The sequence below is a fragment of the Acinetobacter sp. IK23 genome (assembly GCF_035615275.1).
Classification (GTDB): Bacteria; Pseudomonadota; Gammaproteobacteria; order Pseudomonadales; family Moraxellaceae; genus Acinetobacter; species Acinetobacter seifertii.
Map to the genome: position 1 here is coordinate 14,855 of NZ_JANBNX010000034.1, position 19,449 is coordinate 34,303.

At 39.2% G+C, this 19,449-nt stretch carries 17 protein-coding genes; 3 read left to right on the plus strand and 14 right to left on the minus strand.

Translation table 11 applies throughout. From position 1 onward, the window contains the following. Positions 1 to 101 precede the first annotated feature (101 nt). Together MSG95_RS16940 and MSG95_RS16945 are read right to left on the minus strand one after the other, a co-directional pair. Entirely contained in the window at positions 102 to 878 is a 777-nt protein-coding gene (locus MSG95_RS16940) for a TrmH family RNA methyltransferase (protein WP_004699877.1), read from the minus strand. 58 nt (positions 879 to 936) lie between these two features. Continuing rightward, the gene (locus MSG95_RS16945) at positions 937 to 1,908 is read right to left on the minus strand and encodes a class 1 fructose-bisphosphatase (protein WP_004699879.1); all 972 of its coding nucleotides are present in this window, start codon (positions 1,906 to 1,908) and stop codon (positions 937 to 939) included. Between the two features lie 182 nt (positions 1,909 to 2,090). Between MSG95_RS16945 and MSG95_RS16950 the strand changes: the two genes are divergently transcribed. Next, the gene (locus MSG95_RS16950; protein ID WP_002052586.1) at positions 2,091 to 2,279 is read left to right on the plus strand and encodes an NF038105 family protein; all 189 of its coding nucleotides are present in this window, start codon (positions 2,091 to 2,093) and stop codon (positions 2,277 to 2,279) included. A gap of 57 nt (positions 2,280 to 2,336) precedes the next feature. Here the strand turns inward: MSG95_RS16950 and pal are convergent, their stop codons facing one another. The 11 genes from pal to MSG95_RS17005 form a co-directional block, all read right to left on the minus strand. Then, positions 2,337 to 2,900, minus strand: coding sequence for a peptidoglycan-associated lipoprotein Pal (pal, locus tag MSG95_RS16955; protein ID WP_004699882.1), 564 nt, complete (start codon positions 2,898 to 2,900; stop codon positions 2,337 to 2,339). 27 nt (positions 2,901 to 2,927) lie between these two features. Beyond that, positions 2,928 to 4,208 (minus strand): Tol-Pal system beta propeller repeat protein TolB, encoded by a 1,281-nt coding sequence (tolB, locus tag MSG95_RS16960; protein ID WP_004699885.1) that lies wholly within the window; start codon positions 4,206 to 4,208, stop codon positions 2,928 to 2,930. Positions 4,209 to 4,298: 90 nt separating this feature from the next. Then, entirely contained in the window at positions 4,299 to 5,765 is a 1,467-nt protein-coding gene (tolA, locus tag MSG95_RS16965; RefSeq protein WP_004699886.1) for a cell envelope integrity protein TolA, read from the minus strand. 3 nt (positions 5,766 to 5,768) lie between these two features. Further along, positions 5,769 to 6,221 carry a protein TolR gene (tolR, locus tag MSG95_RS16970; RefSeq protein ID WP_004699888.1) on the minus strand — a complete coding sequence of 151 codons (453 nt, stop codon included), beginning with the start codon at positions 6,219 to 6,221 and terminating at the stop codon, positions 5,769 to 5,771. After that, entirely contained in the window at positions 6,221 to 6,919 is a 699-nt protein-coding gene (gene tolQ, locus MSG95_RS16975; protein ID WP_004699890.1) for a protein TolQ, read from the minus strand. Before tolQ ends, tolR begins: the two co-directional genes overlap by 1 nt. A 23-nt stretch (positions 6,920 to 6,942) precedes the next feature. Next, positions 6,943 to 7,350 (minus strand): tol-pal system-associated acyl-CoA thioesterase, encoded by a 408-nt coding sequence (gene ybgC, locus MSG95_RS16980; RefSeq protein ID WP_004699892.1) that lies wholly within the window; start codon positions 7,348 to 7,350, stop codon positions 6,943 to 6,945. A gap of 212 nt (positions 7,351 to 7,562) precedes the next feature. Then, on the minus strand, positions 7,563 to 8,897 hold the full coding sequence (locus tag MSG95_RS16985) for a M20 family metallopeptidase (protein WP_004699894.1): 1,335 nt from the start codon (positions 8,895 to 8,897) through the stop codon (positions 7,563 to 7,565). Between the two features lie 204 nt (positions 8,898 to 9,101). Then, entirely contained in the window at positions 9,102 to 10,106 is a 1,005-nt protein-coding gene (gene ruvB, locus MSG95_RS16990) for a Holliday junction branch migration DNA helicase RuvB (protein WP_004699895.1), read from the minus strand. A gap of 8 nt (positions 10,107 to 10,114) precedes the next feature. Further along, positions 10,115 to 10,714 carry a Holliday junction branch migration protein RuvA gene (ruvA, locus tag MSG95_RS16995; protein WP_004699898.1) on the minus strand — a complete coding sequence of 200 codons (600 nt, stop codon included), beginning with the start codon at positions 10,712 to 10,714 and terminating at the stop codon, positions 10,115 to 10,117. Positions 10,715 to 10,722: 8 nt separating this feature from the next. Beyond that, positions 10,723 to 11,391, minus strand: a complete 669-nt coding sequence (locus MSG95_RS17000) for a hypothetical protein (protein WP_004699899.1) — start codon at positions 11,389 to 11,391, stop codon at positions 10,723 to 10,725. Next, positions 11,391 to 12,731 (minus strand): deoxyguanosinetriphosphate triphosphohydrolase, encoded by a 1,341-nt coding sequence (locus MSG95_RS17005; RefSeq protein WP_004699901.1) that lies wholly within the window; start codon positions 12,729 to 12,731, stop codon positions 11,391 to 11,393. The genes MSG95_RS17000 and MSG95_RS17005 overlap by 1 nt, the downstream gene beginning before the upstream one ends. 309 nt (positions 12,732 to 13,040) lie before the next feature. On the opposite strand from MSG95_RS17005, the gene purL reads away from it, so the two are divergent. Both purL and MSG95_RS17015 read left to right on the plus strand, forming a co-directional pair. Beyond that, complete coding sequence (purL, locus tag MSG95_RS17010) at positions 13,041 to 16,874, plus strand: phosphoribosylformylglycinamidine synthase (RefSeq protein ID WP_004699904.1); 3,834 nt, start codon at positions 13,041 to 13,043, stop codon at positions 16,872 to 16,874. Positions 16,875 to 16,956: 82 nt separating this feature from the next. Beyond that, positions 16,957 to 18,171 carry a multidrug effflux MFS transporter gene (locus MSG95_RS17015; protein WP_004699907.1) on the plus strand — a complete coding sequence of 405 codons (1,215 nt, stop codon included), beginning with the start codon at positions 16,957 to 16,959 and terminating at the stop codon, positions 18,169 to 18,171. Positions 18,172 to 18,645: 474 nt separating this feature from the next. On the opposite strand, the gene MSG95_RS17020 is transcribed toward MSG95_RS17015, so the two are convergent. After that, positions 18,646 to 19,239, minus strand: a complete 594-nt coding sequence (locus MSG95_RS17020) for a DUF3885 domain-containing protein (RefSeq protein WP_019457272.1) — start codon at positions 19,237 to 19,239, stop codon at positions 18,646 to 18,648. Between the last annotated feature and the right edge of the window lie 210 nt (positions 19,240 to 19,449).

Here is a 19,449-nt window from a genome sequence, read left to right on the forward strand (position 1 = left end):
TAACGTTGAAAAGAGGTGGGAGGTTGACAACAATCGGCTATTTTTTAGTAGTGTAAATGATTTTTTTCACAAATATGAGCGATGTAAAATAAATTAACGTTTTATTGGCGTTGGCGAACCATTTCAAAAAAACAAATAGATCCTGCAATTGCTACATTTAATGACTCTTGACCACCGGGCTGCGGTATTGTCACCGACTGCGCATGCTCTAAAGCATAATCACTTACGCCTTGTCCTTCGTTGCCTAAAATCCAAACGCATGGCTTTGAAAGATCTTTTGAATAAAGACTGGTTGAGCGATGAGAACTTGTAACGAAAACAGGAATATCGAATTTAGGAAGAATATCGGTCAATTGAAAGTTTTCAAAGCAATGTAAGCTAAAATGAGCTCCCATACCTGCTCTTAAAACGCGAGGAGACCAGAGGGAGGCAGAGCCTTGGGTACAAATGATTTGTTTAATATTTGCTGCTGCTGCTGAACGTAATAATGTACCTACGTTGCCTGGGTCTTGTACATTTTCGAGAATTAGAGTGTCTAAACTATAATCAATCGTTGATGCTGTTTTAGGTAAATCAATAATAGCCAAACAAGGAAGAGTATTACCTAAGGTACTTAAGTCTTTGTATAGAACTTCACTAATAATAAAAACATGACCCTGATGAAGTTCGATAATTTTCTTTAAATCGTCATGTTCCAATGCCTGTTCAGTGGTAAACAACGAAAAGAGCTTTTTCTGTTGTTGTAACCAAGCTAGGCAAAGGTGAGTACCTTCAAGAACTGTTTGCTGATGCTTTTTTCGGGCGCTATTGAGTTCAATTAAACCACGCAAATGTTTAATTTTTGCATTGTCTTTTGATTCTAAAAAAATAACCGCCATAAGGATATATCCAAAAGGGCGTCATCATACTATATGACGCCCTCTATAATTTAAATTATTAATGATAGCTTGTTACGCGTTCCACTTCATTTTTAGAACCAATAATTACAGGAACACGTTGGTGAAGCTCTGTAGGTTCAATATCTAAAATACGAACACGGCCAGTCGTTGATGAACCACCTGCTTGTTCAATAAGCATACTCATTGGGTTAGCTTCATACATTAAACGTAAACGACCTGCTTTTTTCGGGTCTTTTAAGTCATATGGATAAAGGAAAATACCACCACGGCATAAAATACGGTGAATATCGCCTACCATACATGCAACCCAACGCATATTGAAATCTTTTTCACGTACAGATGTTTTACCTGCAAGTAACTCTTCAATATATTGTTTTACTGGTTGTTCCCAATGACGCTGGTTAGATGCGTTAATTGCAAACTCTTGAGTATCTGCTGATACTTGAACATTCTCTGTAGTAAGTAAGAATGTTTGAGTTTCTGGGTCTAAAGTAAAGAACGCTACACCGTTTCCAACGGTTAAAGCCATCATTGTTGATGGGCCATATAACACATAACCAGCAGCAACCTGTTGAGTTCCTGCTTGCATGAAATCTTGTGACTGTGTCACTGCATTTTTTGCAGGAAGAATCGAGAAGATTGTTCCTACGCACATGTTGATATCAATATTACTTGAGCCATCTAATGGGTCGAATAAAACTAAGTATTCGCCGTTTTCTTGCGCAGGTGTAAATTCATCAAGCTCTTCAGATGCAAGACCACCAACATGAGGGTGAACTTTTAAAGCATCAATTAAATAGTCATTAGAAATCACATCAAGTTTTTTCTGTGTTTCACCTTGAACATTTTCATTACCAGCACTACCTAAAATTCCAGCCAAAGCACCTTTTTGTAGGGCTTGGTCAATGGTTTTACAAGTCGTAGCAATGGTGTCGATGACTTGGGCCAACTCAGGTGTTAGGTTCCCTTTTTGTTGTTGTAAAAATTGGGACAATGTGAGGTTGGACATAAAAAAACGCTCCTGTGCGCAAGCATCAAAATGAGTCAAATAAATACGTGGCATATTCTAGATGAGAATGCCGGAAAATAAAAATTATCTTACTTTATTTGTGTTGCATTTATGCTTACAAGCCTCATTTTACATGGTATGTTGTTTGCATAGCAAAGGAATGTATATTTAGGAGAATCGAAATGACAACTAAGAAGTTTGATGCGACCCCAACGGCAGGTGAACCAATCAATTTAGAAGAAATTTCGAAAGAAAGTGTTCAGGAAGCTTGGAAAGACTATGAAGCTAAACCTGAATATAAAGCTTTTAATAAGCATGATTTGATTGAGTCGATGCAACATTCAGAAGAAGAGGAAAATAAATCTTCTTAAATTAAGAAAGCAAAAATAAACGCCCATAGATGGGCGTTTATTTTTTAAAGGGATATTTTATTTTAATAGAGGAGGAACTGCCTCATAGTTAATTTCAACACGGCGATTTTCTTTCCAAGCTGATTCGTCATGACCTGGGTTAACAGGAGCTTCTTTACCATAACTTACAGCTTCAAGTTGCTGTGGATTTACACCATTTGTAATGAGGTAGCTTTGAACAGCTTTTGCACGACGCTCACCTAAAGCCATGTTGTATTCACGTGTACCACGTTCATCTGTATGACCTGTCAATGCAACTTTTGAGTTTGCATTTGCCATAAGAAACTGAGCATGGGCTTGAAGTGTTTGATAATCTTCAGCAGATAAATCACTACTGTCGTAATCGAAGTGAACAACACGTTTAGCTAAAGCAGCTTTATTTGCTTCAGTTACACCTTTTGATGAAGCACCTGCCAAATTTTGGGCATTTAATGCAGCATCTTCACTTAAACCTGTCGTGTTTACGGTGCTTGGGTTTGTAGTACCAGCATTTGCAGTCGTTGCTGGTTTACGGCTCGCACAACCTGTCATGACAAGCGCTACACTAAGTAGAGGAAAAGCCAAATATTTGATTGATTTCATCATCATCTCCATCAATGGAAGAAAAAGTTATTTAGGTGCCCAGGCTGGTTCACGTACCTCACCTTGTTCACTTGGTAAATTCATACGGAAACGACCATCAGTGGACATGACAGACAGTAAACCACGGTTCCCTTCACGAGTTGCGTAAACCACCATTTGTCCATTTGGTGAGAAACTTGGTGATTCATCTAAACTCGTAGGGGTAAGAATATTAACAATCCCTGTATTAATATCTTGGATAGCAACCTTATAGTTGCTACCACTTGGTCGATGCACCAGTGCAATTTTTTTACCATCTGCACTTAGAGTGCCACGTGCATTAAATGACCCTTTAAATGTTAAACGTTTTACTGAGCCATCTCCAAAATCATAGCGATAAATTTGAGGAGAGCCTCCACGGTCAGATGTAAAAATAAAAGCTTTTCCATCTGGGGTGTAACGAGCTTCTGTATCAATTGCCGTGTCATTTGTCATACGTTTGATTTGGCGAGTTGATAAATCCATTTGATAAATTTCAGGGTTACCATTCATTGACCCTGTAAATAGCATTGATTTACCATCTGGTGAAAAGCTCGGCGCACCATTCAAACCTTTAAAGCTGGTAAGTACTTCACGTGTTCCAGTAGAAAGATCTTGTAGGTAAATTGCTGGACGTTTAGTTTCAAAGGAAACATAAGCAATTTTTTTGGCATCAGGAGTCCATGTCGGAGATAGAATAGGATCGCGTGAAGAGAGAACAGTTTTTGGTTGTTCACCATCTGTATCCGCAATTTGTAAAGTGTAACGTTCAGCAGGAGTAGCTGGATTACGTAATACATAAGCGATACGACCACTAAAGTCGCCTGCAATACCAGTCAAAGCTTGATAAATAGCATCACTAACCATATGTCCAGCTTGGCGGATGCGCGAAGCAGGTACATTTAACAACTCATTTAGAAGATATTGCTGTTTTTGCACATCATAAAGTTGGTAATGGACTTCAAACCCATCAGCTGTTTGCTTAATTTGCCCTGTAACAACGTATGGAATACCTGCAGCTTGCCAATCAGATGCTTGAATCTGGTTAATTGCAGCATTTGCAGGTAAGTTTTTCGATGAACTTGTGAAACGTCCTGAACGGTTTAAGTCCGTTTCAACAATTGGATAAAGTCCATTGTCATTGTTAAACGGAACAATAGCGATTTTAGGCGCCTGATCAGGTGCTTTTGCAATTTCTAAATGTAGTTGAGCAAATGCAGCTGTTGGTGCAAGAGGACTTAATGCTGTAAGCAGCGTTAAGGCTAAAAGGTGTTTGCGGCTCGTTTTCATAGGTTTAAAGTCATTGAAGGCATTTTTGTGACTGTGGATTTTGTAACATAGTTACATGCCTTAAACTATTTAAAGCATGTAACAAGATACTTATTTTGCAGTAAATGTTGAACTGAATGATCTTGCTTCGCGTCGAGCATCAGGATCAGATGGCATAGGATACGGCGCAGCAGAACGAATCGCTGCTTCAACACTAGCTTTAACATCTGGGTTGCTAGAGCTAACAATAACTGATAATACAGCTCCACTATCACTTAACGTTACACGCGCAGTAGCTTTTTGACCTGATGTTCCTGCTGGAATATCCCAAGCATTTCTAATTTTCTGCTCAAAATCACGCTTCGCTGAAGATGCAATTTTTTTGGCTTCACCCTTTTTCTGAGCGGCTTCTTCCTGTGCTTTTTTAGCAGATGCAGCTTTTGCTTCGGCCTCAGCTTCAGCTTTACGTCTTGCATCTTCAGCCGCTTTTTGCTGTTTCGCTTTTGCATCAGCATCAGCCTTATGCTTGGCATCCTCAGCCGCTTTCTGCTTTTGAGCCTTTGCATCGGCTTCAGCTTTACGCTTGGCATCTTCGGCAGCTTTTTGGTGTTTAGCTTTTGCGTCAGCATCAGCTTTACGCTTGGCATCCTCAGCCGCTTTTTGCTTTTGAGCTTTTGCATCGGCTTCAGCTTTACGCTTGGCATCTTCAGCTGCTTTTTGGTGTTTAGCTTTTGCATCCGCCTCAGCTTTACGCTTAGCATCCTCAGCCGCTTTCTGCTTTTGGGCTTTTGCATCGGCTTCAGCTTTACGCTTGGCATCCTCAGCTACTTTCTGCTGTTTAACTTTCGCCTCTTCAGCCGCTTTGCGTTTAGCATCTTCGGTTGCTTTACGAGCTTCATGTTTCGCTTTTGCCTCAGCTTCAGCTTTACGTTTTGCTTCTTGCTGTGCCTGAAGTTTTGCATTTTCTGCTTCACGTTTCAGTTTTGCCTCGGCCTCAGCCTTTCGTTTAGCTGCTTCTTCAGCTTTGCGAGCCTCACTTTGTTCATGTTTGGTTTTTGCCTCAGCTTCAGCTTTACGCTTTTGTTCGGCTTCAACTTTTGCAGCTTTGGCCTCAGCTTGACGCTTAGCTTCAGCTTGCTGCTTTTGAGCTTCCTCTAAACGTTGTTGTTCCGCAGCTTGCTTCGCTTTAGCAGCTTCTTCGGCTTTACGTTTTTCCTCAGCTAATTTTGCTTGCTGTGCCTGCTCAGCTTTTTGCTTTTGGGCAACAAGATGTTGTGCTGTGGGCGGAGGAGGAGGTGATGGTACTGCTGGAAGATTTTGAGGAAGATTTTCATCCACAATTGGGCTTAGAACTTCTTCTGCCTGATTTTCTGCTGTAGTTTGTTGCTCAACTTCTTTCGCTAAAGGCGGTGGTAAATCTTCTGGCTTAACTAAAATAGTAGTTAGCTTTTTGGGCTGTTCAGGTGGTTTACTCAAGCCTAAAAAAAGCAAGCCGACAATAGCAATTGCATGAACTCCAAGTGTGAAGCCCAATGCAATCGCATTCTGTTTAAAAGGAGGCTTTTGATTTTTGTTCATAGCTTATTTTAAAGGCTCTGTCAGAAGGCCAACTTGAGTTAAACCTGCTTCTTGTAAACTTGCCATCAATGATACGACCTCGCCGTAAGGGCGTGACTTATCACCATTCACTAAAACCGTAAGCTGTTTGTTTTCCTGCTCAGCTTGCTTTTGCGCTTCACTTAATACAGATTCGAGCTTTTCACGAGAAAGTGGCTCGTTATCTTTATAGTCTTCGTATTGAAGATAAATATTGCCATCTTTACCAATCGTTACCATGGCTGGCATATCTTTGGATTCAATTGGACGATTATTTGCCTGAGGTAAGTCGACTTTAATACCGCTAGTAATCATGGGAGCAGTCACCATGAAAATAACTAAGAGTACGAGCATTACATCGATATAGGGTACGACGTTCATGTCACTTTTTAATGGTTTTTTTATGCGCTCAAAGCGCCCTGAACGTTGAATAGCCATTATGCATCTTCCTGTGATGAACCCACAGATTGACGTTGCAATAATGCAATCATTTCTTCGGCAAATAATGCGCGGTCAGAGTAGACGCTTTCACCTTTAGCCGTAAAGTGGTTAAAAGCGAGTACTGCGGGAATGGCAGCAAATAAGCCAATTGCAGTTGCAATAAGTGCTTCGGCAATACCCGGTGCAACCGTTGCTAAAGTCACTTGGTCAACGGCAGCTAAACCAATAAAAGCATTCATGATTCCCCACACTGTACCGAATAAGCCGATATATGGGGCAACAGAACCGATACTTGCCAAAGTGCCAAGGCCATATTCAAGAGTACTTTGATCACGACTTAAACCAACACGTAAAATACGTTCGGTACCTTCGATCGTTTGGGAAGTAGAAGCGTGGCGCTTTTTAAGTTTGAAAAATTCACTCAGCCCTTGATAAAAAATATCCTCAAGACCTGAACGTTTTGAGTTGAGTTGTGCGTTGTTATAGAGCGTATTGAGTTCAGCACCAGACCAGAACATTTTTTGAAAATGTTCATCACCTTGACGTGCCTTTTTATAACCCATATGTAACTTGGCAATCAAATACCAACTAAAGATTGATGCTAACAATAAAATTAGCATGACCAATTGGACGACTGGACTTGCTTGTAAGATAAGGTCAGAAATATGCAGGGTTGATTCAATGTTTGTTGCCATAGTTACATATGCCGGTTGCTTTTTTAGTCTTGTTCCAATTCTTTACGAATAAGATCACGTATTTCTTCTGGAAGACGACGAGCTACAAGTTCTTTACTTAAACATGCCAATTCAACCTCGCCAGAAGCAAGCAAGATTTCACCACGATAAATATTTTGTTGCAACACAAATGACGCAGCTTTACATGAAACTACACGTGCTGTAACAGTAATTAGGTCATCCATTAGGATAGGACGCATGTATTTTACGTCAATTTTGTGAACAACAAAGTTGTAGTCTTTTTGATGCCAGTAATGATCAACACCAGAAGCACGAAGCCATTCTGTACGGGTACGTTCCATGTAGCGAATGTGGTTGGCATGGTAAACGATACCGCCTGCGTCCGTATCTTCGATATAAACACGAATATTGAATTCAAAATGATTCGCCATGAGAGTATTCCGTTTTAGTTCACTATAGAGCTTTATATTTAAAATATGACTTTGAATAAAACATTCGTTCTATTCAAAAGCCATACATCTGCTTTTAAATACGGGGCAGTTTAGCAGATTGCATACTAAGTCCTATGGCACAACCTTTCAATTGCGATTGCTGTATTTCTAATCTAAAAGCGCTACATCTTATAGCTGGCAAGCTTTTTAAGTTAAGAGGGCTTCCATGAAGTTTGAACTTGTTTTGATATATTCGGATAATCTAATACGAATCTGACGTGTAGCTCTGTTCCAGTTTTTAAGGCTTTATTATCTACAATAAAATAGGGGCTATGATTTGGTGCAGCTTGAGTTAAGTCCTGATTTTCTGGTGTTGCACCTAAGAAAACAAAGAATGACGGCATTAATTTGCCATAATAGGCAAAATCTTCACTTGCGCTTGCATTATGATCCAAAACATGAAGTTTTGAGTCTCCAACAACCTTGACTAAAGTTGGCTGAATAAACTGAGTCAGTGTTTTGTCATTCATGGTCACTGGCGCATAAGGCGCAATTTCAACTTTGGCAGTCACATCATTGGCTTGAGCATTATGCTCTATCATGACTGGTAAACTTTTTAAGATATTTGCTCGTATTTGTTCGTTATTAGAGCGGATAGTCCCGACCATATTGACCTGTTCGGGAATTACATTTCCTGCTGTACCACCTTGAATATTCCCAATACTCACTACACCCATACCTTGAGTGAGGTCAGTCCTTCGACTAATAAGGCTTTGTAAATTATTAATCATTTGAGCCGATGCATAAATTGGATCTCTACCTAACCAAGGGGTAGAGCCATGAACCTGCTTGCCGTTGACCTGAATACGTAAGTGATCTGCACTATTTAAAATGGCACCATCTTTATAATAAAGATGACCACTTTGCATACCGGATATGACATGTATGCCAAAAATGGCTTCAGGTTTATAGTCTTTAAATGCCCCATCTGCGATCATTTTTCTGGAGCCGATTTGATCACCTTGTGTGAAATTATCTATATCTGCTCCACCTTCTTCAGCCGGTTGAAAAACAAAGACAACCGTACCAGATATTTTATCTTTATTGGCAGCTAGAATTTTTGCTGCACCTAATAGCATTGCGGTATGTGCATCATGTCCACAAGCATGCATCACATAAGTTTCTTTACCTTGATAAATTGCTTTTTGTTTACTCGCAAATGGAACACCACTTTTTTCTTCCATAGGTAGAGCATCCATGTCGGCTCTAAGCGCAATAACAGGGCCGGGTTTATTACCTTTTAAAATACCTACAACACCTGTTTTTGCATAACCTGTTTTGACTTGGATGCCATAAGACTTTAATTCTTTTTGAACAAGTGCAGATGTTTTAAATTCCATATTGCCAAGTTCAGGATTTTGATGAATATGTTGTCTTAACTGAATGACCTGATTCTCATTTTGTTGTGCGGCATCTTTGACCCAATCTGCTAGGCTCAGTTGACTCATGAGGGCAAGTGGAAAAATTAAAGCGGCTTTTTTGTACATGTCCTTATCCTAAAAATATTATTTTCCATAAGATTTTATATCTAGATTTCTTATAATTCAGTTTTTAAGAATATTAAAAAATCAATAAGGTATAAATATAGACTTAAAAGGTATAGAGTAGCTAATGTATTGATAAGACAATTATTATTTGAATTGAAAAAAATACTTAAATTAAAAAAGGAAGAGAAAACTCTCTTCCTTTGCTTAGTTTTTAGGCTCAGGTGGTGTCATGCCAAACTGTAAATAAGACTGATTGGTTGCAATACGGCCTCGCGCAGTACGCATGACATAACCTTGTTGAATTAAATAAGGCTCAATCACATCTTCAAGTGTACCGCTGTCTTCAGCCATAGCTGCTGCAAGTGCTTCGACTCCAGCAGGGCCGCCATCAAAACGCTCGAGTAACATGCTCAAATAACGGCGGTCTAGGGTGTCTAAGCCAGCTTTATCAACATTGAGCATATCAAGCGCACGCTGTGCCATTTCATGGGTTACTTCACCTGTACCTTTCACTTGAGCATAGTCACGAACTCGACGTAATAATCGATTGGCAATACGTGGTGTTCCACGGGCACGGCGTGCAACTTCTTCTGCACCCTCAACAGTAATGGGTACATTCATCAAGTTTGCAGAGCGTGACACAATGTGAGTTAAGTCTTCTACAGAGTAGAACTCAAGACGCTGCACAATACCAAAACGGTCACGTAGAGGAGAGGTGAGCAAACCTGCACGCGTTGTAGCCGCGACAAGTGTAAACGGGGGTAAATCGAGTTTAATTGAACGAGCAGCAGGGCCTTCACCAATCATAATATCTAATTGGTAGTCTTCCATCGCTGGATAAAGAATTTCTTCAATCACTGGAGAAAGGCGGTGAATTTCATCAATAAACAAGACGTCGCCTTCTTCAAGGTTGGTGAGCATCGCTGCTAAATCACCCGCACGCTCTAAAACAGGCCCTGAAGTGGATTTGAGGTTGCCACCCATTTCACGCGCAATAATATTGGCAAGCGTGGTTTTTCCTAAGCCCGGTGGACCGAAAATCAGTGTGTGATCGAGTGCTTCACCACGACCACGAGCCGCACCGATGAAAATTTCCATTTGCTCGCGTACAACTGGCTGTCCAATATAGTCGGCAAGTGAAGTCGGTCGAATAGCCCGATCAAAATGATCTTCAGGTTTTTCTGTTCCACTGATTAGACGGTCTTGCATAAGTGTGTTTACTTCATCATTGATTTAAGAGCAGCACGAATAATATCGGCTGATTCAGTGTAATCGGCTTTAACCGCAGCTACAGCTTTTTGTGCTTCAAGTGGCTTATAACCTAAAGATTGCAGCGCAGCTTCTGCTTCTGCAACAGGAGAGTTTGCAGCAAATTGAATTTGAGGCATAGTTGCTGCAGTTGAAGTGCCTTGAACCAAGGTTTTAAAACGGTCACGTAGTTCAATCATTAAGCGCTCAGCTGTTTTTTTACCAACGCCCGGAACTTTGACCAATGTGTTGATATCATCATGTTCAATGGTATGAACCAATAACTCAACGCTTAACGTCGATAAAATACCTAATGCCATTTTCGGACCAACACCATTTACTTTTAATAAAGTGCGGAAAATTGTTTTCTCTTGAACATCACTAAAACCATAAAGCTGCTGGGCATCTTCACGGACGACCAAATGCGTCCATACCGTAACTTTCTGGCCTTTTTGTAATTGGCAAAATGTTGAAAGTGGCGTATCAATTTCATAGCCCACACCATTTACATTCAGTAAGACAGTAGGGGCTTCTAAGGCAAACACTTCGCCAATTAAACATCCGATCATTGTATCTTTCACTTATTTGTTAATGGTTGAATAGTAGATGCCATTTGTTCTAAACGCAAAATGGCTTTTAAAATTTCTTTTCGATTTCGTGTGGATTTTATCCATGCAGGTAGACGTGAAAAATAACTGTTATTACCAGTCTGTTTAGTTCTTTCTCTTAAATTAGCCTCAATGAATATTTTTAATTCTTTTAAATGTTCAGGGCTATAAACGTATATGTCTCCATGCCTACTTGAAGTTTTTAGATAAAGTTCAAGACCATAGTTTGTAAAACCAAATTTTTGGTCTAAAACAAAAGCTACATTATATTTTTCAAATTTTGAAATTTTTTGGCATAGATGACATTTAGCTTGAATATATGGAGGATAAGCTCCTGAATTATTCAGCTTTTGATTTGCCTTGATCCATGACCCACCACAACTTTGGCAACGCTGGTAAGCTGTGGCGTAAAAATGACCATTGTGACGACTCGATATTGAACTCTCTTCAGCTTTAATTTGATAACAACAATTTAAACAACTAAAAGAAAAAGTTCCTTGATAAGGCGCATTTACTGGTGATAAAGGACTGTCATATTTCAGGATACTCAGATGAGAACATTTAGGACATTTTACCCACTGATCTGAATACATAAAAGATGATGGATAAAGCCCTCTATCAACATGTCTACTTATCATTAAAACAGACCTATTTTATTACCTTGTAGCTCTTGCGCCAAGCTATAAGCCTGATGATCTGAAAACTTACTAATAATATCGAGTACCTGCATGATATTACTGTAGTGGTTATTGCTAAAGCGGGCACCGTACAAATGAAGGATCGACATTAAACGTTGTTCTTTAAAGCTTAAAGATTTATGCGGCATGGTTAATGGTACAAATGCGTCAAGAATAGTTTGCAAACTTTGATGTGCAATAATTTCTAAACCAGACTTCTGCGGGTGTTCAAATATTTTTTCACGCGCCAGATTTTTGGCTGTTTCAATCCCTTTAGCAATATCTGGTGAGCAGTATTGTAGAAGGCTACCTTGCAGCTGACCTGTAATAATTTCATACTGATGTTTGGCAAAAGCGGTAGTGACTTCATCAACTAAACGTTTCATGACACGACCACGCAATGCCGAAATTTTTTGTTGCCATGTACTACTTGGCATTGATAACTCTTCAGGTTGGCCATAATCTGCAATTAAGTTGAGGAAAATCGGTTCAACTTCTTGGTAATTCAGCATATTTAAAATAATGCCATCTTCTAAATCGATGAGGGCATAGCAAATATCGTCTGCAGCTTCTAGTAAATAGGTAAGCGGGTGGCGGCAGTAATGGTATTCACCTAATTGAATGAGACCAAGCTGTTCAGCAATTTGCTTTAAAATTTCTTTTTCAGACTGATAGCAACCAAATTTGGCTCGTTGGTGTGATGGACGATCACCTTGAGAAGCTATTGTTTTTGAAAGCCAAGGATATTTTAAATATGCGCCTAGGGTCGCGTAAGTTAAACGCATACCTCCATCGTCTGGATGATAGTCAATACGGGTTAAGAGGCGTAAACCTTGAGCATTACCTTCAAACTGACGGACGTCTGCTTCTTCTTCGGGCGTTAATTTTTTTAGAAAATCATTATGTGAGGCATCATCAAACCATTCACGAATTGCATATTCACCTGCGTGTCCGAAGGGTGGATTGCCAATATCGTGAGCAAGGCAAGCTGCTTGAATGATTGCGCCAACATCGGCAGGAGATATCCAAACGGGCAATTCATCTTTTATTTTTTCGGCTGCCAGCATACCCATGGAACGGCCAATACAGGAAACCTCAAGGGAGTGAGTTAAACGGGTATGGATCCCATCATGCTGTGCTAGAGGGTGAACTTGAGTTTTACGGTTTAACTGACGAAAACTTTGTGAAAATATAATGCGATCATAATCTTTATGAAATGGGCTTCGAGCCAATTCTGTACTGCTTTTTTTACTACCTAAACGAACTGCAGAAAGCAGTTCCAACCAACGCATTTGTTCCATTTATCATTATTCAAAACTATAAAGCCTGATCATGCCAAAAAAAACTTAAAAGCACTAGCATGGTGCGACATAGTTTGTCTTAGTTCAGGTTTTATTATGTTATTGAATAAACATGAAACAATTTATTTTTACCTATAATGCTTAAAAAAATGATTTTGAACAAAAAACACATCACTTCTTGCAGAATTAGGTTACAGAATACTGATTCTACATCTAGCTGATTTTAGCAAGACACAGTAGAATATGCGCTCTCTCTAAAGTCACATTGCGGTAAGGTTCACAAGACCTGCCCGTGGAGCCAAAATCAACATGTTTATCGTGGCCGGTGCAGCAGCACATTCTTCTTTTAAGAAAGCTCAACTATTAACACGTTTATCGTCAATTAGTTCTGTTCAATCTTTTGACAGCCAATGGGTCTATTTGTTTGATCAAGCGCTCAACGAGCAGCAACATCAATCTGCTTTGCAATTATTAAATGACGGTGAGTCTTTTGAACTTCGTCAAACTGCAAGTGATGAGATTCAGATTTTAGTAACACCACGTGTGGGTACTATTTCACCTTGGTCTTCTAAAGCAACTGATATTTTCAAGAACTGTAATACGCCAGTTCACCGTTTAGAACGTGGTCTTTTATTTACGTTAAAAGGTGTTTCTGAAATTTCTAATGAAGTAAAACAAGTACTTCATGACCGTATGACAGAAACTGTTTTTGCTCAAATTGATGACGCAAAAGCGCTCTTTTCAGAAACAGCTCCAAAACCTTTAAACTCAATTGATATCTTGGGTGAAGGTAAAGAAGCTTTAGTAAAAGCCAACAACGAATTTGGTTTTGCTTTATCTGAACAAGAAATTGATTATTTAACTGAAGCGTTCACACGACTTGGCCGTAATCCAAATGACATCGAGTTAATGATGTTTGCACAAGCAAACTCTGAACACTGCCGTCATAAAATTTTCGGTTCTGAATGGACAATTGATGGTGAAAAACAACCATTATCATTGTTCCAAATGATTAAAAATACTTATAAAGAATCACCAACTGATGTGTTATCAGCATACAAAGATAACGCTTCTGTAATCGTTGGTTATGACACTATGCGTTTTTATCCAAAAGCAGATGAAAATGGTCATTTTGTTTATAAATATAAGAGCCAAGCTGCTCATATTTTAATGAAGGTTGAAACTCACAACCATCCAACAGCAATTTCTCCATTTGCTGGTGCTGCTACTGGTTCGGGTGGTGAAATCCGTGATGAAGGTGCAACTGGTCGTGGTGGTAAACCAAAAGCTGGTTTAACAGGCTTTACAGTTTCTAACTTAAATATTCCTGGTTTTGAACAACCTTGGGAAGAAAACTACGGTAAACCTTCACGTATGGCATCGCCATTACAAATTATGATTGAAGGTCCATTAGGTGGCGCGGCATTTAACAATGAGTTTGGTCGTCCTGCTTTAAATGGTTATTTCCGTACTTTCGAACAAAACGTAAATGGTGAAGTGAAGGGCTTCCATAAGCCAATCATGATCGCTGGTGGTTACGGTAACATTCGTCCTGACCATGTAGAAAAAGATGCGATTCAACCAGGTGACTTGCTCATTGTATTGGGTGGCCCTGCAATGTTAATTGGTCTTGGTGGCGGTGCAGCATCTTCTGTAGACAGCGGTACAATGGGTGAAAGCCTTGACTTTGCTTCTGTACAGCGTGAAAACCCAGAAATGGAACGCCGTTGTCAAGAAGTGATCGATACATGCTGGCGCTTAGAAGACTTCAACCCAATCGTTTCTGTACACGACGTTGGTGCGGGTGGTCTATCAAATGCTATGCCTGAACTTGTAAATGACCACGAGTTAGGTGCAGTTCTTAATCTTCGTAAGATTCCTTCATTAGAGCCGGGCATGAGCCCAATGGAAATCTGGTCAAACGAAGCACAAGAGCGTTATGTTCTTGCAATTCGTCCAGAGTCTTTAGAGCAGTTCGAAGCAATCTGTGCACGTGAACGTTGTCCATTTGCCGTATTAGGTGAAGCAACTGAAGCACGTCATTTAACTGTTGAAGATCCATTGTTCGAGAACAATGCAGTTGATATCCCAATGCAAGTGATGCTTGGTGGTACACCGCGTATGCAACGTTCTTATGAAACAATTGAGCGTAAAGGTAACGAATTTGACGCTTCAAAAGTTGATTTGAAAGATGCGATTTTCCGTGTATTGAAAAATCCTACAGTTGCGTCTAAATCATTCTTGATCACTATTGGTGACCGTTCAATTACAGGTATGGTTGCACGTGACCAAATGGTTGGTCGTTGGCAAATTCCTGTTGCGGATGCAGCAGTAACGACAACAAGCTTACAAGGCTTCACTGGTGAAGCAATGGCAATGGGTGAACGTCCACCAGTTGCATTGTTAAATCCAGCAGCGTCTGCTCGTTTGGCAGTTGCTGAAGCAATTACCAATATTGCATGTGCAAACATTGAACAAATTAGCGATATCAAACTTTCTGCAAACTGGATGGCTGCTGCTGGTCAAAAAGGTGAAGACCAAGCACTGTTTGAAGGTGTGAAAGCGATTGGTATGGAAATGTGTCCTGCTTTAGGAATTGCGATTCCTGTAGGTAAAGACTCACTTTCAATGCGTACTACTTGGAACGACAACGGCGAAGATAAAGCTGTAACCTCTCCAATGACTGGTGTAATTACTGCATTTGCTCCAGTAGCTGATGTTCGTAAGACTTTAACACCTGAACTTAAGAATTTAGAAGATTCAGTACTTGTACGTATTGATTTATCTAAAGGTCAGTTCCGTTTAGGTGGTTCGATTCTTGCGCAAGTATATAAAGCAATTGGTTCAGTCACTCCAGATGTTGATAGTTTTGATGATTTCAAAGCATTCTTTGCTTTAATTCAAGACTGGAATAACCGTGGGTTGATTCAAGCTTACCATGACATCGGTGATGGTGGTTTACTCGCAACTGTAGCTGAAATGATGTTTGCTTCACGTCTAGGTGTGGCATTAGAAAACCAATCTACTGCGGGCTTATTTGCTGAAGAAATTGGTGCAGTAGTTCAAATCAAAGCAACTGATTGGGATGCTTTACAAGCAGAAGTTGCTGCTTCTAGCTTGAAGGATGCAATTGCTGTAGTTGGTCGCGTAAATAACACTGACCAATTATCTGTAAATGGCTTAACACTAGAGCGAGCAGAGTTACAACAGGCTTGGTCTGAAGTCTCTCATCAGATCCAACGTTTACGTGATAACGTTGAAACTGCTGATCAAGAATTTGCTTTAATTACTGATAAATCACATCAAGGTTTAATTGCAAAACCTACATTTGATTTAAATGAACCTATTGAAGCGCCGTTTATCAACAGCCGTCGTCCTAATATGGCAATCTTGCGTGAGCAGGGTGTAAATGGTCATATTGAAATGGCAGCAGCTTTCGACAAAGTTGGCTTTAATACGATTGACGTACACATGAGCGACTTACTTGCTGGTCGTGTAAGCCTAAGTGATTTCGAAGGCTTGGTAACTTGTGGTGGTTTCTCTTACGGTGACGTAATGGGTGCTGGCGGTGGCTGGGCAAAATCAGTTCTGTTTAATGCAAAATTACGTGATCAATTCGAGCAATTCTTCCACCGTGAAGGTACGTTTAGCTTAGGTATCTGTAATGGTTGCCAAATGTTGTCACAATTAGCACCGCTTATTCCGGGTGCTGAACACTGGCCACGTTTCCACCGCAATATGTCAGAAGTTTTTGAAGCTCGTAGCGTAAACGTTCGTGTTGAAAAATCTGTTTCTGTATTACTCGATGGTATGGAAGGTTCGATTTTACCGATTGCTGTAGCACATGGTGAAGGCCGTGCAGTTGCGAGTGAAACTAACATAGCAAGCTTGAATGCTGCGAACCAAGTTGCATTGCGTTATGTTGATAGTCACGGTAACCCGACTCAACATTATCCATTGAACCCGAACGGTTCGCCGGAAGCGATTACTGGTGTAACATCTAAAGACGGTCGTGCAACGATTATGATGCCGCACCCAGAGCGTACCTTCCGTGCAATTCAACACTCTTGGAGTCCAGAAGAGTGGACTGAAGATGGTGCATGGTTACGTATGTTCCGTAACGCACGTAAGTTTATCGGTTAATATAAAAATTGAAATAAGCCACCGAAAGGTGGCTTATTTGTATGTAGTACAATGCAAATAGAATAAATAGTAGAGAAGAAAAATGAAATCAAAAATCCATTTCCGTGAGTTTGCACTTCTGATGGCATTACTCATGTCTATTGTTTCTTTTTCAATAGATGCTGTCTTGCCTGCTTTAGGTGAGATTGGACGAGTTTTTGACTTAAAGAATAATAATCAGACACAGTGGGTCATTATTGGTATTTTTTCCGGTATGACGATAGGGCAACTCATTGCTGGACCTCTATCTGATGCGATTGGACGTAAACGCATTTTATTTGCTGGGATCATCATTTACTTTTTGGGAAGTTTATTGTGCTTTACCACACAAAGTTTTGAATGGTTTTTAGTAGGGCGCTTTATTCAAGGTATTGGGGTTTCTGGACCTTACGTTGCCTCTATTTCGATTGTTCGAGATAAATATAGCGGTGCTCAAATGGCCCGTATCATGTCCTTAATTATGATGGTATTTATGGTTGCTCCAGCAATAGCACCAAGTCTGGGGCAGCTTATTATTCATTTCTTTGGTTGGCGTGATATTTTTGTTTTATATATGGTTTATGCAACAGTGGTTGGCGCATGGGTCGCTTTACGATTAGAAGAGACGCTACTTCCTGAAAACCGTTTACCTATGCGTTTACAAGCATTTCAAGAGGGCTTTAAAGAAGTAGTGAGTAACAAAACCACCATGAGCTATTTGTTATGTGCAGGCTTTTGCTTTGGTGGATTTATTGGCTATTTGGGAACTTCTCAACAAATTTTTATGCAGCAATTTGGTAAAACTGGGCAAGAGTTTAGTGCTTACTTTGCTGTGCTTGCTGGTGTGATGGGAATTGCTTCATTTACCAACTCTAAAATTGTCATGAAGTTTGGTATGCGTCCAATTTGTATTTATGGCTTTCTCGGTCTTTGCTTAATTTCTTTGGTTTTCTTAGGAATTCAACTTTTAGGGGTGACTGTAGCATTTTGGATGTTTATGCTTTATGCCTGCATTCTGTTTTTATTATTTGGAACTTTATTTGGTAACTTAAATGCGATTGCAATGGAGCCAATGGGGCATGTTGCTGGTATGGCTTCGGCCATTATTGGTGCAGCGTCCTCCGTTTTGTCACTTATTCTTGCCTCTATTATTGGGCAATTATATGATGGGACATTAATACCAATGACTGGCGGCTTCACCATTTTATGTGGTTTAGCATTTATGATGACCGTATATGAGAAGAGACAGTTAAAGATTGTTGATAATGCAAATCTTTGATTAAATATAATAAAAGTTTTATTTATATATTATTGTCTTTAAATAAATTAAGAAAAGATTATTAGATACTGCAACTGTATTACTAGATAAGGTTGTTAATCGTTATCATGATTGTGAGGGGTTTTTGAGCAATCGATGTTTTGTATACACATTGTTTGTCACTAGGTGAGTTTTCCTTAATATTTGATTTATTGAATTATAATTCCTTCATAAATGATGAATTTTAAAGAAAGTAAATAATAAAGTTTCGAGCTATCTAGATGATTATTTAGCAATTCATAAGAAAAAAAGAGAGGATTTGATTGAGGCTGTCATAAAAATTGTGTGGCTCATACTCATTGGATAAAGCAAAGAAATTATATAGATTCATTACCAATAGAAGATCATCCACTCATAGGGAATTATAATTTCTCATTAAGTCTATCTCCAAAATCTTTAGAGATTACAGATGTGTTATTTAATATTCCTAAAGTTTTATAATCCATCCGCTCGTGGTGACAGCCAATCTTTATACTTATTTATTAACTCATTCCTCTTGGCGTCATTAAAGATAATAAAATCAATGCCACCATCATATGGAGCAATAATTATATTTTGCTCAAAAGAAATCATAAAGGCTCGAACCTCATCGTCGGCGATCTTTTTTAATAAGTCATTGTGTTCATTTTTTTTCCAAATTTCATTGATGGAATACGGTCTATAGAAATGATCTTCTTCGTCATCATCATAATTTTCGGGATTAGCTTGTGTTAGATTTATTTCTTTTTCTGGATGAAATTCGTATTTGAGCCTTAAAGTTGGATCATATATTTTATTATTATCGCTTTGACTGAAATAATGACCGGTAACAATAAAAATAGAAGCATTAGAATCGAAACAGTCATCAATAATTTGATTATGACGATTTAATAATAATTCATATTCTGCAGGTGTATCTGCATATCTTTTTGACTCTGGAAGGCTATGAATTCGGAACCAAAATTGTGAAAAATATTGTCGAAAACAATGTGAAATTGGAAGTTTATTAGGATAAAAAAACTTCCATTGATTTATGAATGAATTAGTCATTTTTCTTTTGGCCTAATTATTTATTAACATGTTATTTGATAAGTTACACAAAAAACAATTTAATAAGAAAAATATTTCGATGGGTGATCCTAGCCAAAATAATGGACAGTACTTCCCTCTAAAGATAACGTAACGTTAACTTTGGAGATCCAAGAAATGGCCAAACGTTTTAGTGCTGAATTTAAACAGCAAGCAATTGATTATGCACTT

Excerpts from the sequence above, each read along its gene's own strand:
- MSG95_RS17005 (WP_004699901.1), bottom strand. The coding sequence starts at position 12,731 with ATGGAACAAATGCGTTGGTTGGAACTGCTTTCTGCAGTTCGTTTAGGT.
- ybgC (WP_004699892.1), bottom strand. The coding sequence starts at position 7,350 with ATGGCGAATCATTTTGAATTCAATATTCGTGTTTATATCGAAGATACG.
- MSG95_RS16940 (WP_004699877.1), bottom strand. The coding sequence starts at position 878 with ATGGCGGTTATTTTTTTAGAATCAAAAGACAATGCAAAAATTAAACAT.
- MSG95_RS16945 (WP_004699879.1), bottom strand. The coding sequence starts at position 1,908 with ATGTCCAACCTCACATTGTCCCAATTTTTACAACAACAAAAAGGGAAC.
- purL (WP_004699904.1), top strand. The coding sequence starts at position 13,041 with ATGTTTATCGTGGCCGGTGCAGCAGCACATTCTTCTTTTAAGAAAGCT.
- MSG95_RS16950 (WP_002052586.1), top strand. The coding sequence starts at position 2,091 with ATGACAACTAAGAAGTTTGATGCGACCCCAACGGCAGGTGAACCAATC.
- tolR (WP_004699888.1), bottom strand. The coding sequence starts at position 6,221 with ATGGCTATTCAACGTTCAGGGCGCTTTGAGCGCATAAAAAAACCATTA.
- tolA (WP_004699886.1), bottom strand. The coding sequence starts at position 5,765 with ATGAACAAAAATCAAAAGCCTCCTTTTAAACAGAATGCGATTGCATTG.
- tolB (WP_004699885.1), bottom strand. The coding sequence starts at position 4,208 with ATGAAAACGAGCCGCAAACACCTTTTAGCCTTAACGCTGCTTACAGCA.
- ruvA (WP_004699898.1), bottom strand. The coding sequence starts at position 10,714 with ATGATCGGATGTTTAATTGGCGAAGTGTTTGCCTTAGAAGCCCCTACT.
- tolQ (WP_004699890.1), bottom strand. The coding sequence starts at position 6,919 with ATGGCAACAAACATTGAATCAACCCTGCATATTTCTGACCTTATCTTA.
- MSG95_RS17000 (WP_004699899.1), bottom strand. The coding sequence starts at position 11,391 with ATGATAAGTAGACATGTTGATAGAGGGCTTTATCCATCATCTTTTATG.
- MSG95_RS16985 (WP_004699894.1), bottom strand. The coding sequence starts at position 8,897 with ATGTACAAAAAAGCCGCTTTAATTTTTCCACTTGCCCTCATGAGTCAA.
- pal (WP_004699882.1), bottom strand. The coding sequence starts at position 2,900 with ATGAAATCAATCAAATATTTGGCTTTTCCTCTACTTAGTGTAGCGCTT.
- MSG95_RS17015 (WP_004699907.1), top strand. The coding sequence starts at position 16,957 with ATGAAATCAAAAATCCATTTCCGTGAGTTTGCACTTCTGATGGCATTA.
- ruvB (WP_004699895.1), bottom strand. The coding sequence starts at position 10,106 with ATGCAAGACCGTCTAATCAGTGGAACAGAAAAACCTGAAGATCATTTT.
- MSG95_RS17020 (WP_019457272.1), bottom strand. The coding sequence starts at position 19,239 with ATGACTAATTCATTCATAAATCAATGGAAGTTTTTTTATCCTAATAAA.